At 42.9% G+C, this 23,441-nt stretch carries 25 protein-coding genes; 19 read left to right on the top strand and 6 right to left on the bottom strand.

From position 1 onward, the window contains the following. Positions 1 to 306: 306 nt before the first annotated feature. Genes HT574_RS06730 through HT574_RS06715 form a run of 4 tightly spaced genes read right to left on the bottom strand, consistent with a single transcriptional unit; the run spans position 307 to position 3,012 of the window. Entirely contained in the window at positions 307 to 1,566 is a 1,260-nt protein-coding gene (locus tag HT574_RS06730) for an ArnT family glycosyltransferase (RefSeq protein WP_175243969.1), read from the bottom strand. Positions 1,567 to 1,584: 18 nt separating this feature from the next. After that, positions 1,585 to 1,953: an EamA family transporter gene (locus HT574_RS06725; RefSeq protein WP_175243968.1), complete on the bottom strand. Its 369-nt coding sequence runs from the start codon at positions 1,951 to 1,953 to the stop codon at positions 1,585 to 1,587. Then, positions 1,940 to 2,308 (bottom strand): DUF2304 domain-containing protein, encoded by a 369-nt coding sequence (locus HT574_RS06720; RefSeq protein ID WP_175243967.1) that lies wholly within the window; start codon positions 2,306 to 2,308, stop codon positions 1,940 to 1,942. The genes HT574_RS06725 and HT574_RS06720 overlap by 14 nt, the downstream gene beginning before the upstream one ends. Before the next feature lie 20 nt (positions 2,309 to 2,328). After that, on the bottom strand, positions 2,329 to 3,012 hold the full coding sequence (locus HT574_RS06715) for a glycosyltransferase family 2 protein (RefSeq protein ID WP_042408164.1): 684 nt from the start codon (positions 3,010 to 3,012) through the stop codon (positions 2,329 to 2,331). A gap of 506 nt (positions 3,013 to 3,518) precedes the next feature. Between HT574_RS06715 and secA2 the strand changes: the two genes are divergently transcribed. The 3 genes from secA2 to HT574_RS06700 all read left to right on the top strand — a co-directional run bounded on the left by secA2 (position 3,519) and on the right by HT574_RS06700 (position 8,516). Next, entirely contained in the window at positions 3,519 to 5,882 is a 2,364-nt protein-coding gene (gene secA2, locus HT574_RS06710) for an accessory Sec system translocase SecA2 (protein ID WP_175243966.1), read from the top strand. Between the two features lie 13 nt (positions 5,883 to 5,895). Further along, entirely contained in the window at positions 5,896 to 6,768 is an 873-nt protein-coding gene (locus tag HT574_RS06705) for an accessory Sec system S-layer assembly protein (protein WP_175243965.1), read from the top strand. Positions 6,769 to 7,451: 683 nt separating this feature from the next. Beyond that, on the top strand, positions 7,452 to 8,516 hold the full coding sequence (locus HT574_RS06700; protein WP_017436413.1) for a glycosyltransferase family 4 protein: 1,065 nt from the start codon (positions 7,452 to 7,454) through the stop codon (positions 8,514 to 8,516). Positions 8,517 to 8,562: 46 nt separating this feature from the next. Here the strand turns inward: HT574_RS06700 and HT574_RS06695 are convergent, their stop codons facing one another. Both HT574_RS06695 and HT574_RS06690 read right to left on the bottom strand, forming a co-directional pair. Beyond that, a complete protein-coding gene (locus HT574_RS06695) occupies positions 8,563 to 9,534 on the bottom strand; it encodes an LCP family protein (protein WP_175244199.1) in 972 nt (323 codons plus the stop codon). Positions 9,535 to 9,574: 40 nt separating this feature from the next. Then, the gene (locus tag HT574_RS06690) at positions 9,575 to 10,210 is read right to left on the bottom strand and encodes a YigZ family protein (RefSeq protein ID WP_175243964.1); all 636 of its coding nucleotides are present in this window, start codon (positions 10,208 to 10,210) and stop codon (positions 9,575 to 9,577) included. Between the two features lie 218 nt (positions 10,211 to 10,428). Here HT574_RS06690 and HT574_RS06685 point away from each other — a divergent pair, with 218 nt between their 5' ends. The 16 genes from HT574_RS06685 to csrA all read left to right on the top strand — a co-directional run bounded on the left by HT574_RS06685 (position 10,429) and on the right by csrA (position 23,420). Further along, on the top strand, positions 10,429 to 11,631 hold the full coding sequence (locus HT574_RS06685) for a sensor histidine kinase (RefSeq protein WP_175243963.1): 1,203 nt from the start codon (positions 10,429 to 10,431) through the stop codon (positions 11,629 to 11,631). Continuing rightward, complete coding sequence (locus tag HT574_RS06680) at positions 11,606 to 12,283, top strand: response regulator (RefSeq protein ID WP_017436409.1); 678 nt, start codon at positions 11,606 to 11,608, stop codon at positions 12,281 to 12,283. Before HT574_RS06685 ends, HT574_RS06680 begins: the two co-directional genes overlap by 26 nt. Positions 12,284 to 12,436: 153 nt before the next feature. Next, complete coding sequence (locus HT574_RS06675) at positions 12,437 to 13,282, top strand: DegV family protein (RefSeq protein WP_175243962.1); 846 nt, start codon at positions 12,437 to 12,439, stop codon at positions 13,280 to 13,282. A gap of 68 nt (positions 13,283 to 13,350) precedes the next feature. Next, positions 13,351 to 14,850, top strand: a complete 1,500-nt coding sequence (locus HT574_RS06670) for an ATP-dependent helicase ComFA (RefSeq protein ID WP_305798066.1) — start codon at positions 13,351 to 13,353, stop codon at positions 14,848 to 14,850. After that, on the top strand, positions 14,847 to 15,554 hold the full coding sequence (locus HT574_RS06665; RefSeq protein ID WP_175243961.1) for a ComF family protein: 708 nt from the start codon (positions 14,847 to 14,849) through the stop codon (positions 15,552 to 15,554). Before HT574_RS06670 ends, HT574_RS06665 begins: the two co-directional genes overlap by 4 nt. Before the next feature lie 59 nt (positions 15,555 to 15,613). Continuing rightward, positions 15,614 to 17,470, top strand: coding sequence for a hypothetical protein (locus HT574_RS06660; RefSeq protein WP_175243960.1), 1,857 nt, complete (start codon positions 15,614 to 15,616; stop codon positions 17,468 to 17,470). Next, entirely contained in the window at positions 17,467 to 17,715 is a 249-nt protein-coding gene (locus HT574_RS06655; RefSeq protein ID WP_175243959.1) for a flagellar biosynthesis protein FlhB, read from the top strand. Before HT574_RS06660 ends, HT574_RS06655 begins: the two co-directional genes overlap by 4 nt. Positions 17,716 to 17,726: 11 nt before the next feature. After that, positions 17,727 to 18,164, top strand: coding sequence for a YaaR family protein (locus tag HT574_RS06650; protein ID WP_175243958.1), 438 nt, complete (start codon positions 17,727 to 17,729; stop codon positions 18,162 to 18,164). A 50-nt stretch (positions 18,165 to 18,214) separates the two neighbouring features. Beyond that, entirely contained in the window at positions 18,215 to 18,625 is a 411-nt protein-coding gene (locus tag HT574_RS06645; RefSeq protein WP_175243957.1) for a TIGR03826 family flagellar region protein, read from the top strand. 90 nt (positions 18,626 to 18,715) lie between these two features. Next, positions 18,716 to 18,985 carry a flagellar biosynthesis anti-sigma factor FlgM gene (gene flgM / locus HT574_RS06640; RefSeq protein WP_175243956.1) on the top strand — a complete coding sequence of 90 codons (270 nt, stop codon included), beginning with the start codon at positions 18,716 to 18,718 and terminating at the stop codon, positions 18,983 to 18,985. A gap of 57 nt (positions 18,986 to 19,042) precedes the next feature. Continuing rightward, complete coding sequence (locus HT574_RS06635; protein WP_175243955.1) at positions 19,043 to 19,537, top strand: flagellar protein FlgN; 495 nt, start codon at positions 19,043 to 19,045, stop codon at positions 19,535 to 19,537. A 23-nt stretch (positions 19,538 to 19,560) separates the two neighbouring features. Beyond that, positions 19,561 to 21,150: a flagellar hook-associated protein FlgK gene (flgK, locus tag HT574_RS06630; RefSeq protein ID WP_175243954.1), complete on the top strand. Its 1,590-nt coding sequence runs from the start codon at positions 19,561 to 19,563 to the stop codon at positions 21,148 to 21,150. A gap of 10 nt (positions 21,151 to 21,160) precedes the next feature. Further along, positions 21,161 to 22,075, top strand: coding sequence for a flagellar hook-associated protein FlgL (gene flgL / locus HT574_RS06625; RefSeq protein WP_175244197.1), 915 nt, complete (start codon positions 21,161 to 21,163; stop codon positions 22,073 to 22,075). A gap of 48 nt (positions 22,076 to 22,123) precedes the next feature. Further along, positions 22,124 to 22,714 (top strand): DUF6470 family protein, encoded by a 591-nt coding sequence (locus tag HT574_RS06620; RefSeq protein WP_175243953.1) that lies wholly within the window; start codon positions 22,124 to 22,126, stop codon positions 22,712 to 22,714. Positions 22,715 to 22,731: 17 nt separating this feature from the next. Next, positions 22,732 to 23,166, top strand: a complete 435-nt coding sequence (gene fliW / locus HT574_RS06615) for a flagellar assembly protein FliW (RefSeq protein WP_175243952.1) — start codon at positions 22,732 to 22,734, stop codon at positions 23,164 to 23,166. Between the two features lie 20 nt (positions 23,167 to 23,186). Then, a complete protein-coding gene (gene csrA / locus HT574_RS06610; RefSeq protein WP_175243951.1) occupies positions 23,187 to 23,420 on the top strand; it encodes a carbon storage regulator CsrA in 234 nt (77 codons plus the stop codon). Positions 23,421 to 23,441 lie beyond the last annotated feature (21 nt).

The following is a 23,441-nucleotide window of genomic DNA, read 5'->3' as shown; positions in this document are numbered from 1 at the left end:
AAAAACACCAATTTAGACAGGAGGGGAAGGCGGCGAATCGAAATCAAATTCTCGCTGCATCCCATCAAGGTTCGGACGCTGTTCATCCATTAGTGGAAATATGATGTTGCCGAATCGAAGAGCAAGAGAAACAGATTCCGTAGCTTTAATCGCGGATTCGACAACTAGAAATTTGCCTGAAAACAAGTGATCTACGGTTGGAGTTAAAGCGGCAATCGGTGTACTCTAGCATGACGTTGCGGATGTTTCAACCATAATGAACACCAGGACAAAATAAGGACAAAACCTCCCCTTAAACAATGAGGTTTAAGAGGAGGTTGCTTTTTTGCGGAAAAACATGCGTGCAATAGCTGAAACGAGCAGGCCGATATATAAAAACAAAAGCGGCATTAACGGAAGGTTGTATCTCGGGTAGGCAAAAAACACGTTGTTTAAAATGGTAAAGTACGCGATGATGAAAATAAAAAACAACAGTTCTTTTCGGTGGCGCTTGAACAAAAACAAGGTGAGCGCCACGGATGCAAACGCCAGTGATACGATCCATTGGTGTAAGGAAACCACGGCGGCTTTCGGTACGCCTAGGATTTCAATCCAGTAAAAAGGTTGTTCCCATTGTGCTTTTGCCTTTTTTGTTGTGTAGCTTTCGATGAATTGTTTCGGATTTACATGATACCATTTTTTTATTCGCTCGATCGCTATTTGTTTTTCCAGTTTTTGTTTTTCGTAATTGCTTATATGTGGGTACTGTTCATTGATTTTTTGGATGACTTCTTTATAAGGCTCGCCATATCGGTATCCATATCCTTGATAAGTGCCTAACAGAAGCGGATCACCGGAACCGCCGGTTAATGGAATAAATTCTTTATAGTGAACATAGTTGCGCACCCACCATGGTCCAAGTACGATCAGCACGAGCAGGACAGCTACTCCTAGTTGCTTCCATGCGAGGCGAAGCGGATATTGGATAAGCAGCAAGTAGCCAAGAAGCGCGAATGGAATCAACGCGAAGGTAGCTCGAAACAACAGGCAGAACAAGTAGGAAAACATCAACCAATAGAAAGTAGACATGTTATGATTTCGTCCAAGTTGGATCGCGAAATGAATGAAAAGAAGAAATCCGAATAGAAAAGGCGGTTCGGTTAACGTTAAATTGTCCGTTTCGATAAGCGGAACAAATAGCGCAGTGAAAAATCCAGCGATGATGCCAGCCCATTCTTGGTTGATATCTTTCCCGATTACATAGATGAGATAGACGCTGGCTGTGCCGAATAAAATCATCACCACTTTTGCGGCGTACAATCCGACGCTACCGGTGCCAAAAATAAAAAAAACAGCTGCCAGCAATATCGGCATCCCAGGCATGATATGAACGGTCGGTTCATTCATACTATGGTAAATGAGCATGCCTTTCTCTAAAAGAATTTTGCCGCTTCTTACATATCCCATATCATCACTGTGCAGGGTAAGGGACAATCCGTATTTCCATAAAACAAAAAGGCGAAAGACAAGCGCGGTTAACAGCATGCTGGCAATGATGATGTTTCTCCTTTTATTGGACAGCACCATGATATTCACTCCAGTATTTTATTGAGTATTAGGTGATATTCCGATGAGGGAAACACCCAATATAATGAGAATGACCCCGATGATTTTTGTCGGAGAAAGGGGCTCATGAAAGACAAAATAGGCGCCAAATACGGCGAGCACATACGCAATGCTTTGCACAGGATAGGCGATGCTTAATGGAACGCGCGATAAAATAAAAAGCCATAAAATGGTGGCGAAACCGTACATCACTAATCCGGAAAAAATGAACGGTGAAAACAATATTTTGATAATAGAAAGAGGATCCAGTTTAAACGTTGTTTTCATCATGCCATATTTCCACAAAAACTGACCTGCGACGAGAATGACCGTATTTAATAAAATCAATACAAAATTAACAAGACTCATCTTTCTCTTCCTTACGTTGATCATTTTGTAATTCATGTTTGATATAAGCGATTTCTTGGACGAGCGTTTTTATTTTTTCTTGGTGATCGGAAAGCGTAATCGATTGGTAAATGAGCGCGTTTAGGACGACTAAAAACGCGATGGTAAAGATGAGGGTAGGCATGTAAGAAACACCAAGCACCGCGGCAATTTTATTCAGCGGTTCGAGAAAGATGGCGATAAAAAGACCGATTACCGCCAGCAAAAACCAAAGAAATGCCTGCTTGTCCCTCAATTTATTGCGAGTCGAATAATAAATGACTTGGATGAGGAAAAGAGAAGCGAACATAATGGTTATTAGCTGTACTTTGTTCATCCGAACCCTTTCGCCCCTTTTTAAAAAATAGACCGAATCAAAGAAGTGAAGGTTACTTTGGTCATATAGTATAGCGATTTTAACGGGGTGATCGATGATCTTCCACCTTGTCTTGCGTTCATTTCCACCTTGATTTCTTTAATTTTATACCCTTTTTTCGCTAATTTCGCGATGACTTCGACTTCAGGATAATCGACAGGGTAATAATTCGCGAATTCGCGCATCACGTTTCTGTTTACGATGCGGTATCCCGAGGTCGGATCGGTGATTTTCACTCCAGAAAGAAAATAGAGCAGATAGTAAAAATAAAGAATCCCCATTCTTCGAAAAGGGCTGCCTTTGTAATTCGTTTTCTCTACGAATCGAGAGCCAATGACCATATCGCAGCCAGATTGTTTGATTTCCGCAACAAGCTTTTCTAGGTCTTTTGGATCGTGCTGACCGTCCGCGTCTAATTGAATCGCGTATTGATATCCCTTTCTAAGTGCGTAACGATAGCCCGTCTGCATCGCGCCACCGATTCCTAAATTAACCGGTAAATCTAAATAATGAAATCGGTTCTCTTTTAAAATATCCAATGTTCGGTCGGTGGAGCCATCGTTGATCACAATATAATCATATGGACACGTTTGGATTAAATTCATGACCGTCTTTTTTATGGTCGCTTCTTCATTATAAGCAGGGATAATAACGAGAATATCCACTACCGATCCTCCCTTGATAATGCTCCATCCTAAAAATGAAATGTCTTTCAAATGGTTAGTATAGCACTTTTCCCAAGTGATGTCACTTTGTTGGCTATGGATTACATCCCTGTGGAGATGGATTTCGAAGATGTGATGGCGGTAACGATGCAGAAGTTCTGTTGATACAAATATTTGGTCCCATCTGCATGAGTAAGAAAGCATGGTGCCATCAAGAGGTGGCATCATGTTTCTTTTTCAATAGTTTCTGCAGACAAAAAAAAGCGCCAGCCACGGAAACCGTGGACTGGCTTATCAACCTAAATCCTATCGATGTCATTCTATAATATTCGGCAAAGTTTGTCGACAAGTAATTTTTTCACATAAAGTGTCATATTTGAAATAGGAGTTAAGCAAGGGACGACTTCAAAAAAATAACAAAACATCCTATAATAGATTCATATTTCATAACAATGGTTAATTTGGTATACTATATTAGAATTAGTCATAAAGGAGCGTAATTCGGAATGCTTTCACTCTTAAAAAAAACAATTGGAGATGCCAGTGAACGGCGGTTAAGAAAATATAGACAGCTGGTTGAACAAATCAATCAGCTTGAACCACAAATGGAAAAGCTCACGAATGAGGAACTGCGGGCAAAAACAGAATATTTTAAAGAACAATTGGCTTCGGGAAAGTCCGTTGGCGATATTAAGGTGGAAGCGTTCGCGGTGGTGAGAGAAGCAGCGAAACGGGTGCTTGGCATGCGGCATTTCGACGTCCAGCTTATGGGCGGGCTTGTCCTTGCTGAAGGAAATATCGCTGAAATGGCCACTGGGGAAGGGAAAACGCTTGTCGCGTCGCTTCCAAGCTATTTGCGCGCGCTGGAAGGAAAAGGCGTGCATGTGATCACGGTCAATGACTACTTAGCAAAACGCGACAGAAATTTAATCGGCCAAATTCATGAATTTCTTGGTCTTACCGTCGGCTTGAATCTTCCAATGATGTCTCCTTCGGAAAAGAAAAAAGCGTATCAAGCCGATATTACATACGGAATTGGCACAGAGTTTGGATTCGATTATTTACGGGATAACATGGTGTACGATCTTTCCGATAAAGTGCAACGCCCTTATCATTACGCCATTATCGATGAAATCGACAGCGTCTTAATCGATGAAGCGAAAACGCCTCTCATTATTGCGGGAAAAACGAGATCAAGCTCGGAACTTCATTATATCGCGGCACGTTTAGTCAAGAGGTTTGAGCGTGACGTTGACTATATATATGATGAAGAAATGAAAACAACGAATTTAACGGAAAAAGGAATCGAAAAAGTGGAAAAAGCGTTCGGCATTGACAACTTATATGACTTGCAGCACCAAATTTTATACCATTACGTCATTCAGGCGTTGCGGGCGCATGTGATTTTCAAGAGAGATGTTGATTACATCGTCCGGGACGGAAAAGTAATGCTGGTCGATATGTTTACAGGCCGCGTAATGGAAGGGCGTTCGTTAAGCGATGGGCTTCATCAAGCCATTGAAGCGAAAGAGGGTTTGGAAATTACCGAAGAAAACAAAACGCAAGCTTCTATTACGATTCAAAACTATTTCCGTATGTATCCGATTTTATCAGGGATGACAGGAACAGCGAAAACGGAAGAAAAAGAATTCCAGCACGTTTACGGAATGGATGTCATCCCGATTCCGACGAACCGGCCGAAAATTCGCGTGGATATGCCGGATAACGTGTACATGACAAGACATGACAAATATGTGGCAGTTGCGAAAGAAGTAAAACGCCGTCATGAAAAAGGACAGCCGGTTTTAATAGGGACGACTTCGATTTTGCAGTCAGAGGAGGTAGCTAAATATTTAGATAAAGAAAATTTGCCGTATGAGCTGTTGAACGCGAAAACGGTCGAGCAGGAAGCGGAGGTCATTGCCAAAGCTGGGCAGCGCGGCCGCATCACGATTGCTACGAATATTGCCGGCCGGGGAACAGACATTTTGTTAGGCGAAGGAGTTGCTGAGCTTGGCGGTTTGCACGTCATCGGAACAGAGCGGCATGAAAGCCGAAGAATTGACAACCAGCTGAAAGGAAGAGCGGGTCGCCAAGGGGATCCGGGTTCGAGTCAGTTTTTCATTTCCCTTGAAGATGATATGTTTCGCCGCTTTGCGAAGGAAGAAACGGAAAAATTAAAACCGAAACTAAAAACAGATGAAACTGGACGAATTATAAACAGCAACATTCATGAGTTTGTGGATAAAGTACAACGAATTATAGAAGGCATTAATTTCTCGATTAGGGAATACAATTTAAAGCTGGATGACGTCATTAATGAGCAGCGAAACGTTGTTTACCATATACGTGATAAAGTATTAAAAGTAGAAGACAGGATTTCTCTTATCGTTCCGATGGTTCAATCCGCGTGCAGCAACATTGTCGAAAAATACTGTCTGCCAGAGCTTATTCCAGAAGAATGGGATGTTAAAACGATGACCGAGGAGTTAAACCGTCTTCTCTACCCGCAGCAAGTTTCCTTTGAACATTCATTAGAAGATATGGAAGATGTGAAACAGAAAGTGAAGGAAGCGGTAGATTCCTATATTCAGTATCTTGAAACATGGAAAAACAACCTATCGCTTCAGACAGCATTAAAAAATATCATGTTAACGGTGATTGATCAAAATTGGATGAAGCATTTAGAAAATATGGCGCTTTTAAAAGAAGGAATCGGGCTGCGCCATTACCAGCAAGAAGACCCAATGCGATTATATCAAAAGGACGGATTCGAATTATTCACGATGATGTACGCAGCGATCGAAAAAGAAATGAGTTTGCATCTTTCCCAGTTGTTGCAATCATTCCAACATACTTCGGACGAATAAGGAGGAATAAACGTTGTTTCCCTTTTTAAAGAAAAAGAAAAAAAGCGGCGGAGATACCGCCGTTTCTGCGCAAGATGTCATTCAAGAAACGGATGATGCCGGCGACGAAGATGTTTATACAGAGCTTTCCTTGCATCCATCGTGGAATTTGCCGCTTGAAGAGCAATATGTGCTGCGCTTTTTAAACAATGAACTACCGCCGTTAAAACCAAACCAAATTTCCCTATCTGGCATTAGTTTAAGAAGGGAAGCTGATGGCGTGGTTGTATCCGCGTTCGTGCGCCATAGTTTATCCAAGCCGATTCAAATTGGAAAAGCAACGCTTTTATTGTTAAGCGCAGACGATGGGATCATTGCGCGGAAAGAGTTCGATTTAGAGGAGATGGGGGAACTTCCGGCAAAAAGCAGCCGGCCATGGCACTTTCTTTTCGAAAATGCGACATTAAAAATGGATGATATTCCAAGCGAAGGATGGAAGCTTGCTTTCGAATTAAAATCAAAGCATCGCTTGGAATTGGAGGAAAGCTGGGAAAAAGCGCTTCCTGAAGAAGAAAAGGAAAAATTACGGCAATTCGTGGATCAACTTGAGCCGCCAAAGCCAGGGGAAGTCAATTTCTTTGGCCTTCAGGCAAAGCTAACGGAGGAACATGGATTGCACATCACCGTGTTAATTCGTAACGGCAGCGACCAAACTATTTATCTTGAGCAGCTTCCGCTTCAAGTAGAAGACGCGGCAGGTGAGGTGGTCGCACGCGGAGGATTCGTCCTTGACCGTTTGGAAGTAAAAGCAAACACGACAAAACCGTGGACATTTATTTTTCCGAAAGAGCTCATCCAAAAGTCTGCGCCAGATTTGAGTAAATGGAAGATATCCACTGTAAAATAAGAAAATATTCACTGTTAAAATCATCATAGACCGTCTGTCTGTTTAAGCTAATATTCAACGTTTCAACAACGTTGAATATTAGCTTTTTTAAATAAAAAAAAGATATCCACCTATTCGTGGGATATCTTTCGTGGCCTCAACCCGTCCATCGCACTCTCGATCTATATCCTGATACAAAACGGAAGACGGTCCTCACTTTTATTGTACCATAACCCACATGGTAGACAAGCAAAAATGTGAAAATATTATACAAAATGCATGAATTATACTACATAACCATTACCTACCTCGAAAATTTGACATCCATCCATAGCAAACATTTTTTCAACATATCTATCCGTTTATGCAAAGTAAAAGACTAGTATAAACGATAGCGTTGTTCTGATTACTTCTAAACCATTTTTGTCCTCATTACCCTTATAGGAATTACTTTTTTCGAATGATATATAAAGAAGCAAGTTTATGAAACAAGTAGTGTGTGAAATTAATTGTTTAATAGTTTGTATGTCTATGTTATAATCCTCATTGGTAGTCAAAATGTCTTTTTTTATACTATGTCCGGATTGACACCAATGATACATAGTGATTTCGTGTTATTTTTCCCAATATTTTGATGGGAATGCAAAATCATGATGACAAGAAAAAAGAATGAGTGGTTATGATAAAGTTAAGGAGGATTTTTTATGGCTTATTTTATTACCTTGTTGATTTGCTTTATGACCTCCGTGCTTATAACACCGCTTGTCAAAAAGTTGGCGTTTAAAATTGGCGCAACTGATCGTCCAAATCAACGGAAAGTGCATCAGAAAATAATGCCGCGTTTAGGCGGATTGGCGATATATATCGCGTTTATGGTAGGAGTTGTGTTTTTAGATCCGGATAATGTGTTTGAGGTCCCGATTTTATTAGGAAGCGTCATCATTATTATTACCGGATTTTTGGATGATTTATTTGAACTTTCTCCAAAAGTGAAATTAGCGGGACAGCTGTTAGCTGCCTTTGTCGTTGTTGTATTTGGTGGAGTGCAAGTGGAATACATTAATTTGCCGTTTGGCTCGCAATTGCATTTCGGCTTTTTAAGCATTCCATTAACGATTCTTTGGATTGTAGGGATTACCAATGCCATTAATTTGATTGACGGGCTGGATGGGCTAGCTGCTGGAGTTTCTGCCATTGCGCTAGTAACTATTTCCTGGATGGCCATTTTAAAAGGTGACATGTTTGTCACAGGCATGGGTTTTATTTTGCTCGGCAGCATTTTAGGGTTTTTGATTTATAATTTTCATCCTGCTAAAATTTTCATGGGAGATACAGGAGCTCTGTTTTTAGGATATATGATTTCTGTTCTCTCCTTGCTTGGGTTTAAAAACGTCACAGCGATTTCGTTTATTATTCCTGTTATTATTTTGGGTGTGCCAATTTCAGATACATTTTTTGCGATTATTCGCCGTCTTCTTAAAAGACAGCCATTGTCAGCGCCAGATAAGTCGCATCTGCACCATTGTTTGCTTCGGCTTGGATATAGCCATCGCCAAACCGTTCTCATTATTTACGGCATGAGCGCTTTGTTTGGACTGGTGGCCATCATTTTGTCCAAAGCTGCCGCATGGGTATCTATGGTTATATTGGCCATTGTCGTGCTCGCGCTGGAGTTAGTCGCTGAAAAAATCGGATTAGTTGGTCACAACTACCGTCCAATTTTAAAAATTGTGCGAGGCATTCGCTATGCAAATGAGAAAATGAAATAAAAAAGGTCATCTCGTCTGTATCGAGATGACCTTTTTTATCCATCCGCTATTCATCCGATGACCCTAACTGTTTTCGAAGCGTATCTGCTACTTCTTGCACAGACTCCTCATCTAACTGGTAGTAATAAACCCCGTCATTTTGGTCTGTCCCTTTGAGTTGGAGTGATTCGATATGGATATTTTTTCTGCTTGTGACATAATAAATTAATGACTTAATGTCATCAAATGTGAGGTTTGTTTTCATATTGTTTCCAACCGCTTCGATGACATCGTCGTATTTTGTAATGGAACTGGCCTTGCTTGCTTTTTTCAAAATGGCTTTTAAAATTTCTTGCTGGCGTTTCCCGCGCTCGATATCGTTATCTTTTTTTCGGGTCCTCGCAAGGGCGAGCGCTTCTTCGCCGTTTAACGTATGCACTCCTTTTTTCAGTACAATCGCGTTACGGTGGTCTTCGGAATCTTTTTCCTTAATGTCATAAGGCACTTCGACCTTGATTCCCCCTAGTGCATCCACCACATCCATGAAGGCATAGAAATTCATTTTGACGTAATAATCGATATGAATATCAAACAAATCTTCAATGGATTCGACCGTACATTTTACGCCTCCATAAGCATGTGCGTGTGTAATTTTATCGTATTTGTCTTTGCACGGAATATATACGTACGAATCCCGCGGAATGCTCACCATTTTCACCGACTTGTCTTTCGCGTTAAACGTGGCAAGGAGAAGCGCATCGGATCGGGTATCGCTTTTAAAATTGCGGGACTTGCTATCGTCAATGCCGATAAACAGTACAGAGAAATTATCTTTTTTTGGGTCCAGATGCTTTCCATTATCGTTTCTGATCTCTTCATACGATTTGTTAATCACCGATTCGGCTTTATGCATTAAAAATGAAGCATATCCTAAGCAGCTAACTAACAATAATAAACTGAAAACAAATAGCCCAAATAATATGCGTCTTCTTCGTTTTTTCTTTTTTATCTTTTTAAGCCGTTTTCTTTCATTTACCATCATAAAAACTCCTTTTCATCGTTTTGACTGTGCGCCCGCTTTAAGAGACGTCCGTTTCGAGATATTCCGTTTCCCCTTCGGCGATTTCCGCCCTTCCATTGGTAAGTTCCGTCATCCATTCGATGAATGTTTGTTTTTTTGTTTCATCAACGAAAATTTCCAGCTTGACATTTTCTGAATAATGGATGTCCCTAATCATATATATCGAAGAGCGTAACTCATTTTCGACTTTTCCAAGCCATGTGTAGTCAATGGTAACATGCATGACGCGCGCAAGGCGGCGTTCGACAATGCCTGCGGCTTTCAACCCTTCGGATACCGCTTTGCCATAAGCGCGGACAAGACCGCCAGCGCCAAGCTTAATGCCGCCAAAATAGCGGGTGACGACGGCAACCGTGTCTTTTAGCCCTTTTTTCTTCAGCACCTCGAGCATAGGAATGCCTGCCGTTCCGCTCGGTTCGCCGTCATCGTTTGCTTTTTGAATTTGATCGTGCTCGCCGATGATATAAGCGGAACAGTTGTGGGTCGCATCCCAATGCTTCTTTTTGATTTTTTGAATAAACTGAACGGCCTCTTCTTCCGTTGTGGCTCTATTGATATAACAGATAAAACGGGATTTTTCGATAATAATCTCGTTTTCTCCGTACCCCTTTACGGTATAATACTTTTGTAACAAAACAAAAATCACCTCGCTGGAAGAGAAAAGAGCTGTAATTTTCGATAAAAGTTTGCCTAATTTCTAACAAAAACATGTTATACTAATTTTAAATAGATTGATAAAGTAGATGCTTTTCTTATTATAAATCGACAACATTTTTCCTTCAAATAAATTTTTTTGGCGCTGGAATATAAAACCTGGCAGCGACAGAACTAGGAGTTTACGGGGGATTTGGCATGTCTGCAGACAAACATTTCGATACAAAACAATTGGATCAAATTGTCGAAAAAATGATCAACACGGTTCAACATAGCAAGAATGAAATTTTCCAAATTGGCGAACAATCGCGCCAGGAACACGAGCGGTTGCTGCGGGAGCTTATCGAAATTAAACGGCTGACGAAGCAGACGATTGACGAAGCGGACGAGCTTGAAGTAAAAGCGCGCCTTTCCCGCCGCCACCTTTCCGAAGTGAGCCAAAATTTTTCCTCCCATTCCGAAGAACAGATTCGCGAGGCATACGAAAAGGCGCATGCATTGCACATGGAATTGGCGATGGTTCGCGAACGGGAAAAACAGCTGCGGCTGCGGCGCGATGAGCTTGAGCGGCGCTTAGCCGGATTGAAAGAGATCATTGAACGCGCGGAGCATTTAGTCGGGCAAATTACCGTTGTGCTTCATTACTTGGACAGCGATTTCCGCCAAGTTGGAGAATTTATTGAAGGAGCGAAACAAAAGCAAGAGTTCGGTCTTAAAATTATTGAAGCGCAAGAAGAGGAGCGAAAACGATTGTCGCGCGAGATTCATGACGGTCCTGCACAAACGCTGGCCCATGTCATGATTCGTTCCGACCTGCTAGAGAAAGTATTAAAAGACCGCGGCATCGACGCAGCGATTGCCGAAATCCGCGATTTTAAAAAAATGGTTCGTTCCGCCCTTTCCGAAGTGCGCAGGATTATTTATGATTTAAGACCAATGGCTCTTGACGATTTAGGTTTAGTGCCTACACTTAAAAAATACCTACAAACCATCGAAGACTATAGTAAAGGGGTTACCGTCTCCTTTGTGCACGTCGGCGAAGAAATGAGACTGCCGTCCCGTATGGAAGTAGCCGTATTTCGACTCGTTCAAGAATCAGTACAAAATGCCCTTAAACACGCGGAAGCGACGCACATTGAAGTAAAGATGGAGATCAATAGCGATCAGCTGCTTGTGATGGTAAAAGATAACGGTAAAGGATTTGACACCAATGTCAAAAAAGAAAATGCCTTTGGGCTGATCGGCATGAAAGAACGAGTCGAATTACTGGAAGGAACGTTAACGATTCGTTCCAAAGTGGGATTCGGTACGGCGGTGTTTATTCGCATTCCACTGAACATTCCAATGCAGGATGAAAAAGGGAGGAGAGGCATAAATGAAAACTCGCATTGCAATCATTGATGATCATCAACTATTTCGGGAAGGGATTAAACGCATTTTAGAATTTGAGGAAGAATTTGAAGTCGTCGCCGATGGCGCGGATGGCAGTGAAGTGCTTTCCATTGTCGAACAATATCGGCCAGACATCGTTTTGATGGATATTAACATGCCAAACATAAACGGGGTCGAGGCAACGAAACAGTTGGTGGAAACGTATCCTGAGACGAAAGTTGTCGTGCTTTCCATTCATGACGATGAAAATTATGTGATGCGCGCGCTGCAAACAGGGGCGACAGGCTATTTATTAAAAGAGATGGACGCCGATACATTAATTGAAGCGGTAAAAGTCGTCGCAGAAGGCGGGTCGTACTTGCATCCGAAAGTGGCCCATAATTTAATTCGCGAATACCGCCGTTTGGCCTCGGGCAAAGACGAAAGCAAAATCAGAAAACAGGAAGTGCGCCGGCCGCTCCATCTGTTAACGCGCCGCGAATGCGAGGTATTGCAGCTGCTGGCGGATGGAAAAAGCAACCGTGGAATTGGCGAAGCGCTGTACATCAGCGAAAAAACGGTAAAAAATCATGTAAGCAATATTTTGCAAAAACTAAATGTCAACGATCGTACGCAAGCGGTTGTCGTAGCGATTAAAAATGGATGGGTCGAAGTGCGCTAATACATTCGTTTTTGACATTGTTGGCACCTGTCAGATTTGGTGAGCATTCGGCAAAGATGGTCTTATATTTGTTGCCAAACAATTAATGAAATTCGTTCCACTTTTCGCTATAATAGGTATTAAAGACTATATAGGCGAGGAAGGTAGGAACGAATGAAAACTGCTGTTGTCACCGATAGCACGGCTTATATTCCGAAAGAAGTACGAGATAGGTACAAGATTCATATGATTCCGCTCAGCGTTACTTTTGGCGCAGAGACGTACCGCGAGGAAATCGATATTACGGCCGAGCAGTTTTACGAAGAAGTGAGGCAACAAAAAGAACTGCCGACCACGTCCCAGCCTCCGGTTGGCGAGTTTGTCGAATTATTTACATCACTCCGTGATGAAGGCTACGACGCGGTCGTAAGCATCCATCTCTCAAGCGGTATTAGCGGCACGTATCAAGGAGCGCTGACGGCGGCGAATATGGTCGATGGCCTGAAGGTGTACGCGTACGATTCGGAAATCAGCTGCATGGCCCAAGGTTTTTACACGATCGAAGCGGCAGAAATGGCGCTTGATGGGAAGACGCCGGAAGAGATCATCGCACGAATGGATGAAATGAAAAAAACGCTGCGCGCTTACTTTATGGTGGACGATTTATCGCATTTGCAGCGCGGCGGCAGGCTGACGGGAGCGCAGGCGTTCATCGGCGGACTTTTGCAAATTAAGCCATTGCTTTGCTTTGAAAACAAAGTGATTGTTCCGTTTGAAAAAATTCGCACGCGCAAAAAAGCAGTAAAACGCATTGAAGAATTGTTTGCCGAAGACGCTGCCAAAGGAGTGCCGCTCAAAGCGGCGATTATTCACGCCAACCGCCCTGATGATGCCAAACAGTGGAAACAAGAGCTAGCAAGCAAGTATCCGCATGTCGATTTTATGATCAGCTACTTCGGCCCTGTCATCGGCACCCATCTTGGCGAAGGCGCGTTAGGACTAACATGGTATCAGCCGTAGTGTTGCTTTCCCTATGCCGCAAGCCTTATGCGGCATAGGGATGGACCATCTGAAAATGGAGGGAACGTATGCGTTTTATCGTGAGTGAAGGAAGATTGATCCCCGAAGTATTGGCAAAAGCCAATGATCCAGCTGCTAAACCGATTAGCCATATCGATTCCATGCCTTCTATCCCGCTGCACCCCGAGTTTCATAACTCCCCAGAACTCCTTTCTTTTCTTGAGGGAAAACAGCTTCTCCTTGAGGAACTTCCATTTCCTCTCGATCTCATTCAAGCTCACTACGAACACGGCTATCTTTCTTACGAAAAAGGGATGATGAAAACAAAGCATGGATGGCGCTGCATGAGGTGCGGAAACGAGGAGCATCATTTTTTCGCATCGTTTCCTTGCGCCCGCTGCCAAACCGTTTGTACGTATTGCCGCAAATGCATCATGATGGGACGTGTCAGCGCATGCACCCCGCTTGTCGTATCCCGCTTTTCTTTCCCACAGGATCGCTATCTTTCCCCGCTCTCTTGGAATGGAACGTTATCCCAAGGCCAGCAGCGGGCCGCCGATGCGGTAACGGAAGCGATCGTGCACAATGGCGAATTGCTCGTATGGGCGGTGTGCGGCGCCGGCAAAACGGAGGTACTGTTTCCGGGTATCGCGCGGGCGCTAGAAATGGGAAAGCGCGTATGCATCGCCACACCAAGAACCGACGTCGTGCGCGAGCTTGCCCCTCGCTTGAAACAAGCATTTCCAAGTGTCCCATTGATCGTCTTGTACGGTGGTAGCGACGACCGCGGCAAATTCGCCCCGCTTGTCCTTTCCACCACCCATCAGCTTTTACGGTTTTCCCGCGCTTTTGATGTGATGGTGATTGACGAAGTCGACGCCTTCCCGTATTCGGTCGAGCCGATGCTGGAATATGCCGCCGCCAAAGCGCGCAAAGAGGCATCGAGCCTGATTTATTTAACCGCCACTCCTCATCCAGCCTGGCAAAAGGAAATCAAGCGCGGCAAACGAAAAGCGGTTACCATTCCCGCCCGCTACCACGGTTTTCCCCTTCCTGTTCCATCTTTCGAATGGTGCGGCAACTGGCGCAGGCAGTTAAAGCATAGACGCCTTCCCCGCAATGTCCTCGCCTGGGTCCAATCCCGCCTCAACACGGCAAAACAAGCGTTTTTGTTTGTCCCCCATATTGATGTGCTCGAGCAAGTTGTTTGCATCCTCAAGCAATGGGATCAGCGGATCGAAGGCGTTCACGCGGAAGATCCGCAGCGCGCCGGGAAAGTGCAGGCGTTTCGCGACGGACGCATTCCGCTTCTTGTCACTACGACGATTTTGGAACGCGGCGTGACCGTTCCAAACATCGATGTCGCCGTGCTTGGTGCCGAAGACGACATTTTTACGGAAAGCGCGCTCGTGCAAATCGCCGGCCGCGTCGGCCGAAGCGCCCAATATCCGAGCGGCGACATCCGCTTTTTCCATTACGGAAAGACGCGGCAAATGATCGCGGCGAAACGGCAGATGGAGAGAATGAATAAGGAGGCGGCGGAAAGGGGGCTGTTGAAAGCGCAATGAATTGCTTAATTTGCCATACGCCGTACAATCCGATGCTGAGTTGGCGGCATTTGCTGACATTAGCAAAAGTGGATTGTCTTTGTCCGAAATGCCGCCATGCGTTTATGAGGATTAACGGAGAAATTTGCGATATGTGCGGCCGTCCGTTTGCCGGCTTGGAACCATCCCATCGTCAAGGACGATTATGTACGGATTGTGTTCGTTGGCAAGCGGACGGCGAGTGGAAAGACGTGTTAACGAAAAATCGGTCGGTGTATATGTACAATGAATTTATGAAAGAAGTGGTTGCGCTTTGGAAATTTCGCGGCGACTACGTGATTATCCAAGCATTTGAAGAAGAGTTTTGCCGTGAATTTTATCGTCATTTTGACCATACCTTTCTGATCGTTCCGATTCCCCTCAGTGCCGAGCGCCTGTACGAACGCGGCTTTAACCAGGCAAAGGCGCTTGCCGAACTACTCGCTCTCCCCATCCACGATATCCTCACACGCCATCACCTTGAAAAACAATCCAAAAAATCGCGCCGTGAGCGATTGCAGACGGAAAACGTCTTTCAGTTTTCAGGAAAAATGCCTTTACAGGACAAGCATATTGTGTTAATCGATGATATTTATACGACAGGGACAACGTTAAGGCATGCGGCGAAGGTGTTGCTTAAGGCTGGCGCCGCTTCTGTTTCTTCGTTCACATTGGCAAGAGGTTAATATCGAGGGCAAACATGCCGATATAAAAAATAGCAAGGATAGAGCGGAGCGTGAAATGAATGCAAATTCGCAGCGATTTAATCATGAACGAGCCAATGGCAACTCTCTTTCCGTTTCCCTTGAAAGAGGGAGAAACATTTTTCGCGACGATGAAGGAAAAATTAAGCAACAATGAAGCGATTATCACTGTTAAAGGACAGGATGTGCACGTTCGTTTTCAAGGCGAAATCCCGAATGAAGATAAATTTGCTGTGCAAATTATCGGCATAAAAGACCATGTTTTGCAAGTGCAAGCGGTACTGAAAACAGCGGAAACGAATGACACAGCCGATGGGTTGCTCCCTGTTAGTGAATTAGAGAAAGCGGAACAAATCTTGCTGTCGCAAGGAATTCATCTATCTAAGGAAGAGAAAGCGATATTAAGGCGTTTTTTCGAAAAAGCAGAGGGGACGCTGAATGAAAAACTGGAAACGATACAGACGCTTGCGAATAAAAAGCTTGAAGTAACCAAATTGCATTTGCAGTCCATCCACGAAGCGCTGCATGGCGAGCCATTCGGCCAGATATTAAGACAGTTGGCAGATCATCTCGATCTTTTGCCACATTTGCCATATTCGAAGGAGGACAACAGGAAGGCTGTTAACAGCGGAGAGGAGATTTTCGATTCTCAAACGAAAACTGACTTATTAGAAGATCAAAAAAACTCGTCAAAAAAACGCATTTCTGCAGGAGGAGAAGAAACGAACGGACAACAAACGGAACTGCCATATTGGAATGAGGAATGGTTTCAAACCATTCCCGTCCAAACAAAAGATATGATCGTTAAAACGATTACAGAAAAACTCTCGCAAGCGGCGCTGGATTTTAAAAAGCTGCAAATAGAGATGAACAAGAAGCTGGAAAACGCAGCATTTTTGTTGAACAGTGGGCAAACATTGGCGCGCCAGCAGGCAAAACAATTCGTCGAAGCCGTGATTCATACGCTAGACCGCGCTATTTTGCAAGGAGAATTTATGCTTTTTACCGACATGAAAACGGAGAAGCAAATGCTTCAGGCGAGCGCGAAATTGGCGGAAGCAAAGCAGCTGCTTATGGAGGGAAAGCAGAGCGATGCTTTAACAATCGTGAATGAAGTCAAGGATTTGCTTGGAGGACTTCGCTTTCAGCCGGCGGATGTAAAAATAAAGCATTTTGTTTCCGCTTTTCATTTCAATGAGCAAGAAGCGATGCCGAAGCAGCAGCTTTTTTCGCAACTAGCAAGAACATTAAAGCTTCCGCTAGGCGAGGAAGTTTCAGCGCGGAATATGTTTGAGCAATTTCGGCAATTAGGTTTTCAGCATGAACAAGATGTTTCCCGTGCCTTATTGTTGAAGCAGCCAGCCATTGAACCGCAAAATATAAAGGCGCTGTTGATGAAATTAAGCCAGGGAGAACCTGGCATGATTGTATCGCAAGCCGAGCACGCTTTAGCGAATATGACAGGCCAGCAGCTGTTAAGCAAATTTGATGCGAACAATCATATGCAAACGATGTTTTATCAATTGCCGATATTATTGCGCGATCAAATGGAAACGGTCCATATTTATTTAAACTCTCGAAATGATGGAGAGAAGCTTGATTGGCAAAACTGCAGCTTATACTTTTTACTGGATACAGAAAAATACGGGAAAATCGGAATTTTGCTTCAGGCATTGGAACGAAATTTAACGCTGACCATTAAAACGGACAATGAAAAACTTGCCGAAGCCTTAAAATCGTTGACAGAGATGGCGAAAGAGAACTTGGAAGCGATCGGCTACAGTGTAAAAGGAATTGCTTTTACGAAAATGAATGAACAAGAAGAACAAACAATAGGGGCAGAAACAACGCAAGCGAAAGAAACAAACAAAGAGAAAGGTTATGATTTAAGGGTATGAAAAACGGTTATCCACATTATTTTTCCGCGTTGACAAGTTACCAAAAAGGAGCCGATCAACTGTCAGAGTCTAAAACCAATACGGTAAACGAAATCATCAAGCAGGCGCAACAACAAAACATTCCCATCCAAACCGATTCATCGCTTGTCAAGCATTTAGCTGACCCGGAAAATCGCGTTCCTTCGCAGCTTTATGCAGTCATTGGAGAAATTTTAAAATTAATTAAGTGCATTGAACAACAATAGGGGAGATTTATGTGGAAATTCAAAAAGTCACAAAAGCAAACATGATGAATGTAAGTAAAAAGGAAGCAACAGCCTCAGCGTCCGTATCGTTTGCAGAAGTCGTGGCCAAGCAAAAGGAAGAACTCGCGTTCGAACGGTTTCAGCAACTTGTGAAAGAAATCGAAGAACAAGGAAAAATTCTGGCAGAATCGCGTTCGGTGGAAGATTGGCGAAAATATAAAAAGCTTGTGAAAAAGTTGCTCGATGACGTGGTAAAAAACGGTTTGCAATTATCCGAGCAACACGGTTTCAATTGGAGCGGGCGTTCGCGCTTGTACAAAATAGTGAGAGAAGTGGACAAAAAGTTGATTGATTTAACGAATGCCGTATTGCAAAAAGAAAAACAAGGAATTGACCTTTTAAGCACCATCGGGGAAATTCAAGGATTAATTATCAATATTTATACGTAAGCGTTTTTTATTTGTCTTATAATGAAGGAAGAATATTGGGAGGGGAAACAATGAATTTAGCAAATTGCCCAAACTGCGGAAACCTATTTGTAAAAAATCCGTTTCGCGATATTTGCGAGAGCTGTTATAGAGAAGAAGAAGAGGCTTTCGAGAAAGTTTACCGCTTTTTGCGCAAAAGGGAAAATCGCATGGCGACAATGGCGCAAATTGTAGACGCAACAGGAGTGAAGGAGTCGCTGCTGATGAAATTTATTAAAAGTAGACGTCTACAACTCGCTCAATTCCCGAATTTAGGATATCCTTGCGACCGCTGCGGCAGGCTGATTCGTGAAGGAAGAATGTGCGCAAACTGTTCAAAAGACTTGAATAAACAATTAGAAATGCTGCAAAAGGAAGAAGAAATGAAAAAGCACCGTCAAGTGAAGAACGTTTATTATACGAAAGAGAGTGCTGAGAATTAATTTCGATTTTTTGTAAACAATCTTTTTCGGTTGCCGATAATATAGATAGGAGATACGGAAACGGCATAGAGACAAAAGGTGGGGATTTTCATGAGAATTAACCATTTCGGCTTGACGGGTGTTAATCCTTACAGACGTCAATTCGATAAAGAGATGCAGGCGAAAAAGCCTGTAGCTAAGCAAGATCAAGATAAAGTGGAAATTTCCGCGGCGGCGAAAGAGTTGCAGCAAATTTCTCAGTCGATGGTCGAGCATCAAGAGAAAGTGCGCAAGTTAAAGGAACAAGTGCAAAACGGAACCTATCAAATTGATGCGAAGGCCATCGCGAAAAGTATATACAAATTTTACTTTAAAAATTAAATCAATATTCACACCATACTGATTTAATTTTTATGCACTTTTTAGGGAGAGATTGGATTGTCTGCCAAACAATTAATAGAGTTGCTAGAAAAGTATGTGAAACTGCATAAAGGCTTGCTGGAGTTAGCAAACAAAAAAACAGAAGTGTTAAAGAAAGGCGATATGGAAGCCCTCAGCGAAATGATGAAAGAGGAACAAAAGTATATTGCCGCAATGAAACAAATCGAGAAGGAACGGATTCTTGCTGTAGAAAAGATCATCAGCGCATTAGGCCATACGCAGGCAGAGCCGACATTAACGGCATGTATGGAACTAGTGGAAGAACCGGAGCGCCGAGCTTTAGAAAGATTGCGAAACAATTTGGTGGCGGTCGTTGCAGAGCTTAGAAACATTAATGAATTAAACCAACAGCTTCTCCAGCAATCGTTGCAGTTTGTCCATATGATGCTAGGTATGATCATGTCGCAGCCGCCAGAAGTGAATTATAAAAAACCGAATATGTCTACAGCTTCATATGAAAGCAGTCCATCGTTATTTGATTCAAAGGCATAATTTTAAGCATTGGGGGAAATATAATGGGCTCCACGTTTCAAGGCTTAGAAATAGCGAAAAGAGGGCTGTTTACTCAGCAATCGGCTTTATATGTAACCAGTAATAATATTGCTAATGCAAATACACCAGGTTATTCACGCCAACGCGTTAATTTTGTCGAAACGGAACCATATCCGCCAGCTTCGATGAACCGCCTGCAAATTCCGGGACAGATGGGGACGGGGGTCGAAGCGGGTTCCATTGAGCGGGTGCGTGACAGCTTTTTAGACCTGCAATACCGCGGGGAAAATAACAAACTTGGCTACTGGGAAGCACGGGCAGACGCCCTAAAAAAAATGGAAGATATCATGAACGAGCCATCAGACAGCGGTTTAGCGAAAACGATGGATCAGTTTTGGCAGTCGCTGCAAGATTTAAGCGTCAATCCGGAAAATGAAGGGGCGCGTTCGGTCGTTCGTCAACGCGGACAAGCAGTAGTTGATACATTTCATTATTTGTATGATTCGTTATCACAAATTAAACAAGATTTGGGGAGCCAAATTGATGTTACGATCACACAGATTAATTCGTTGGCCCAGCAAATTAGTCAAATCAACCAGCAAATCAGCGAAATCGAGCCGAACGGCTATTTGCCAAACGACTTATATGATGAACGTGACCGCCTTGTCGATCAACTTTCACAACTTATTAATGTGCGGGTCGAAAAGGTGCCAAGCGGCGGAAATGCGTTAAAGATTGCGGAAGGCGTATATAAAATTTATCTAGTAGATAGTAATGGAAATCCAATTTTAGACAGTAACAACAAACCAATTTACTTAGTTGATGGAAGTACGGTGAATACACTTTCTGTTTCATACGGAAGTATTAATGGAAATAACGGAAAGGATTTTGTCAGCGGCGTGCAGGTAGGCGGAGTTTCCATTTCAACATCTGGGAAGTTACTCGGATTGATAGAATCATTCGGTTATCAAGACTCTTCAGGAAATGTAAAAGGCATTTATCCAGAGATGATGGATAATTTGGATAAACTAGCGTATACGTTTGTAAAAGTATTTAACGCTATTCATGAACAGGGACGCGGACTTAACAATACAAGTGATGTGAAATTTTTTGATGACATATTGAACGTTCAGGGAGCTGCTAAGGACATTAAGTTATCGGCGGCAATTGATGATCTTTCGAAAATTGCAGCATCAACGGATGGTAAACCGGGGAATGGAAACAATGCTCTTAACCTAGCCAGTGTCGGACAAATACTTTTATCTTCTGTATCATCTTCAGGTGTAAGCCTAATAGACAATATAAATGTAAATTTATCAAATCTTAATCCCCCTCTTCCTTTAACAAGCGGTACAATTAAATCTAACTACGAGGGTTGGATTGGAAAGCTCGGCGTTGACGGCCAACAAGCGGAGCGGATGAAAAATAACAGCGAAGTGTTGCGGCAATCAGTCGAAGAGCGTCGCCAGTCGGTCAGCTCTGTGTCGTTAGATGAAGAAATGACAAATATGATTAAATTTCAGCACGCTTACAATGCAGCGGCACGTCAAATTACCGTCATCGATCAAATGCTCGATAAAATTATTAACGGCATGGGCATTGTAGGAAGGTAGGTGAATGAAAATGCGCGTAACGCAAGGAATGTTGGCAGAGAATATGCTTAGAAATTTGAGTACTAGTTATGCGAGACTTGGCAAATATCAAGATCAACTGTCAACAGGGAAAAAAATTAATCGTCCTTCTGATGATCCGGTTGTTGCAATGAAAGGAATGGCGTATCGCACGAATTTAACGGAAGTCGAGCAATTTAAGCGGAACTTTTCCGAAGCATACAATTGGATTGAAAACTCGGACGCGGCGCTTGATGAGGCAACACAAGTATTGCAGCGAATTCGCGAGCTTGTGGTGCAAGCGAGCAATGATACATATGAAGCAAGCCAACGTGCAGCGATTGCGCAAGAAGTTCAGCAGCTGACAGACCATCTTGTTACGATTGCGAATACGAAGGTCGGAGATAAATATATTTTTAATGGTACCAATACATTGCAGCAGCCAGTGGATTTAAACCGAACGCCGCCAGTGTCGACGAACCAAAATGAAGTCAAAATCGAATTATCGAAAGGGATTTATATTCCAGTCAACGTTGATCCAACAAAAGTGTTTAGTTACGACAGCGCGAATACTCCCCCACAACCGGGAAATGGGTTGTTCAGTGATTTAGAGTTATTGAATCAAGATTTGAATAATCCAACAAAATCAGGAAAGGATTTAAATCAATACCTTAGTTATATTGATAAGCATATTAACAATTTCCTAAACGCTCGCGCGGAATTGGGGGCGCGCATGAATCGAATCGAATTGATGGAAAACCGAGTTGATCAACAAGAAATTATCGCCAACCGCATGTTATCAGATAATGAGGATGCCGATATAGAACGTGTCATCACTGATTTAAAAACACAAGAAAGTGTACATCGCGCCGCGCTAGGTGTTGGTGCCCGCATTATTCAGCCGACGCTCCTTGACTTTTTACGTTAAGCTATCTTGTGAGGACAAGATAGCTTTTCCTCTAGGAGGGAATGAAATATGAAACTGCCGCAAATTCGTTTACAATCTACCTTTGCGAAAATCGCGATCAAGACAACTCCGCCTGTGCAGGAAATTAAACAGCCGCCAGCAGAGCTTGATCTGCAGCAACCTCCGGCAGAAATGAAGATTGAAACGACACCAGCCAAACTAACCATTGACCAAACAAAAGCATGGGAAGATATGAATTTGAAGAGTATTTTCCGACTCATTGAAGAATTTGCCGAAAAAGGTTATGAAGACTGGTTGGAAGGCATTGCTCGAGTCTCTAGACAAGGAGATGAATTAATGAGAATTGAAGACGGGGGTAATCCGATCGCCGAGCAGGCAAAAGAAAACAGCGAGGATCCGATATACGACTTCAATATTGGCTGGATTCCTTCTCTCTTTAGTGTAAAAACGAACTTTGAACCAGCAAAAGTGCACATAGATGTAAAAGTCCATCAACCGATTATTCGCGCCAAAATAAACAAGCCGATGATTCACTATACGCCGGGAAAAGTGACGATAGATCTTGCGCAGCGCAATTCTTTAAAAATCGATTTCGTCAACTTACGGTTTGTTGGTACTAATTTTGAAATTTCCATTTAGTAAAAAGGTGTGAAACGATGAAACTTCGTACAAAATATCATGGTGAAATTGAAATTAATGAAAAGGATATTTTTCATTTCGAGTGCGGTATTCCAGGTTTTTTAGACGAAAAACAATTCGTTTTATTGCCGCTTGAGGATACCCCGTTTGTTATTTTACAATCGGTTAAAACGCCAGCACTCGGATTTGCGATGATTGATCCGTTAGGGTATTTTCCGGATTACGATATCGAACTTGATGAACAAACGGTAACGCAGCTCGAACTTTCTTCAGAAAAAGAAGTGGCAGTATATGTCATTCTCACGGTTGCTGACCCGTTTGACAACACGACTGCCAATTTGCAAGCGCCGATTGTGCTGAACTATGAAAAGAAGCTCGGCAAACAAGTAATTTTAACGAATACACCGTATAAAACGAAACATCGGCTATTCCCTGAAAAAAAGATGAAGTGAAATAAAGGAGGCGGGAGCAGATGCTTGTGTTAACACGCAAACTGAAAGAAGCGATTCAAATCGGCGATGACATCGAAATCACTGTTCTCGCCATCCAAGGAGATCAAGTGAAGCTTGGTATCAACGCGCCGAAACATGTTGAAGTTCATCGGAAAGAAATCTATCTCGCCATCCAAAAAGAAAATAGCGAAGCGTCTCTCGTCTCCAAAGATTTATTACAAAAATTAAATGAACAAATAAAACGATCCCTCTAAATGGCATTAGGGGGATTTTTA

Source organism: Parageobacillus sp. VR-IP (genome assembly GCF_013357975.1).
In the GTDB taxonomy this organism is placed as follows: Bacteria; Bacillota; Bacilli; order Bacillales; family Anoxybacillaceae; genus Saccharococcus; species Saccharococcus caldoxylosilyticus.
This window is presented reverse-complemented; position numbering and strand designations above follow the sequence as displayed.

Excerpts from the sequence above, each read along its gene's own strand:
- HT574_RS06730 (WP_175243969.1), bottom strand. The coding sequence starts at position 1,566 with ATGGTGCTGTCCAATAAAAGGAGAAACATCATCATTGCCAGCATGCTG.
- HT574_RS06725 (WP_175243968.1), bottom strand. The coding sequence starts at position 1,953 with ATGAGTCTTGTTAATTTTGTATTGATTTTATTAAATACGGTCATTCTC.
- HT574_RS06720 (WP_175243967.1), bottom strand. The coding sequence starts at position 2,308 with ATGAACAAAGTACAGCTAATAACCATTATGTTCGCTTCTCTTTTCCTC.
- secA2 (WP_175243966.1), top strand. The coding sequence starts at position 3,519 with ATGCTTTCACTCTTAAAAAAAACAATTGGAGATGCCAGTGAACGGCGG.
- HT574_RS06700 (WP_017436413.1), top strand. The coding sequence starts at position 7,452 with ATGGCTTATTTTATTACCTTGTTGATTTGCTTTATGACCTCCGTGCTT.
- HT574_RS06695 (WP_175244199.1), bottom strand. The coding sequence starts at position 9,534 with ATGGTAAATGAAAGAAAACGGCTTAAAAAGATAAAAAAGAAAAAACGA.
- HT574_RS06685 (WP_175243963.1), top strand. The coding sequence starts at position 10,429 with ATGTCTGCAGACAAACATTTCGATACAAAACAATTGGATCAAATTGTC.
- HT574_RS06680 (WP_017436409.1), top strand. The coding sequence starts at position 11,606 with ATGAAAACTCGCATTGCAATCATTGATGATCATCAACTATTTCGGGAA.
- HT574_RS06675 (WP_175243962.1), top strand. The coding sequence starts at position 12,437 with ATGAAAACTGCTGTTGTCACCGATAGCACGGCTTATATTCCGAAAGAA.
- HT574_RS06670 (WP_305798066.1), top strand. The coding sequence starts at position 13,351 with ATGCGTTTTATCGTGAGTGAAGGAAGATTGATCCCCGAAGTATTGGCA.
- HT574_RS06665 (WP_175243961.1), top strand. The coding sequence starts at position 14,847 with ATGAATTGCTTAATTTGCCATACGCCGTACAATCCGATGCTGAGTTGG.
- HT574_RS06660 (WP_175243960.1), top strand. The coding sequence starts at position 15,614 with ATGCAAATTCGCAGCGATTTAATCATGAACGAGCCAATGGCAACTCTC.
- HT574_RS06655 (WP_175243959.1), top strand. The coding sequence starts at position 17,467 with ATGAAAAACGGTTATCCACATTATTTTTCCGCGTTGACAAGTTACCAA.
- HT574_RS06645 (WP_175243957.1), top strand. The coding sequence starts at position 18,215 with ATGAATTTAGCAAATTGCCCAAACTGCGGAAACCTATTTGTAAAAAAT.
- flgM (WP_175243956.1), top strand. The coding sequence starts at position 18,716 with ATGAGAATTAACCATTTCGGCTTGACGGGTGTTAATCCTTACAGACGT.
- flgK (WP_175243954.1), top strand. The coding sequence starts at position 19,561 with ATGGGCTCCACGTTTCAAGGCTTAGAAATAGCGAAAAGAGGGCTGTTT.
- flgL (WP_175244197.1), top strand. The coding sequence starts at position 21,161 with ATGCGCGTAACGCAAGGAATGTTGGCAGAGAATATGCTTAGAAATTTG.
- HT574_RS06620 (WP_175243953.1), top strand. The coding sequence starts at position 22,124 with ATGAAACTGCCGCAAATTCGTTTACAATCTACCTTTGCGAAAATCGCG.
- fliW (WP_175243952.1), top strand. The coding sequence starts at position 22,732 with ATGAAACTTCGTACAAAATATCATGGTGAAATTGAAATTAATGAAAAG.
- csrA (WP_175243951.1), top strand. The coding sequence starts at position 23,187 with ATGCTTGTGTTAACACGCAAACTGAAAGAAGCGATTCAAATCGGCGAT.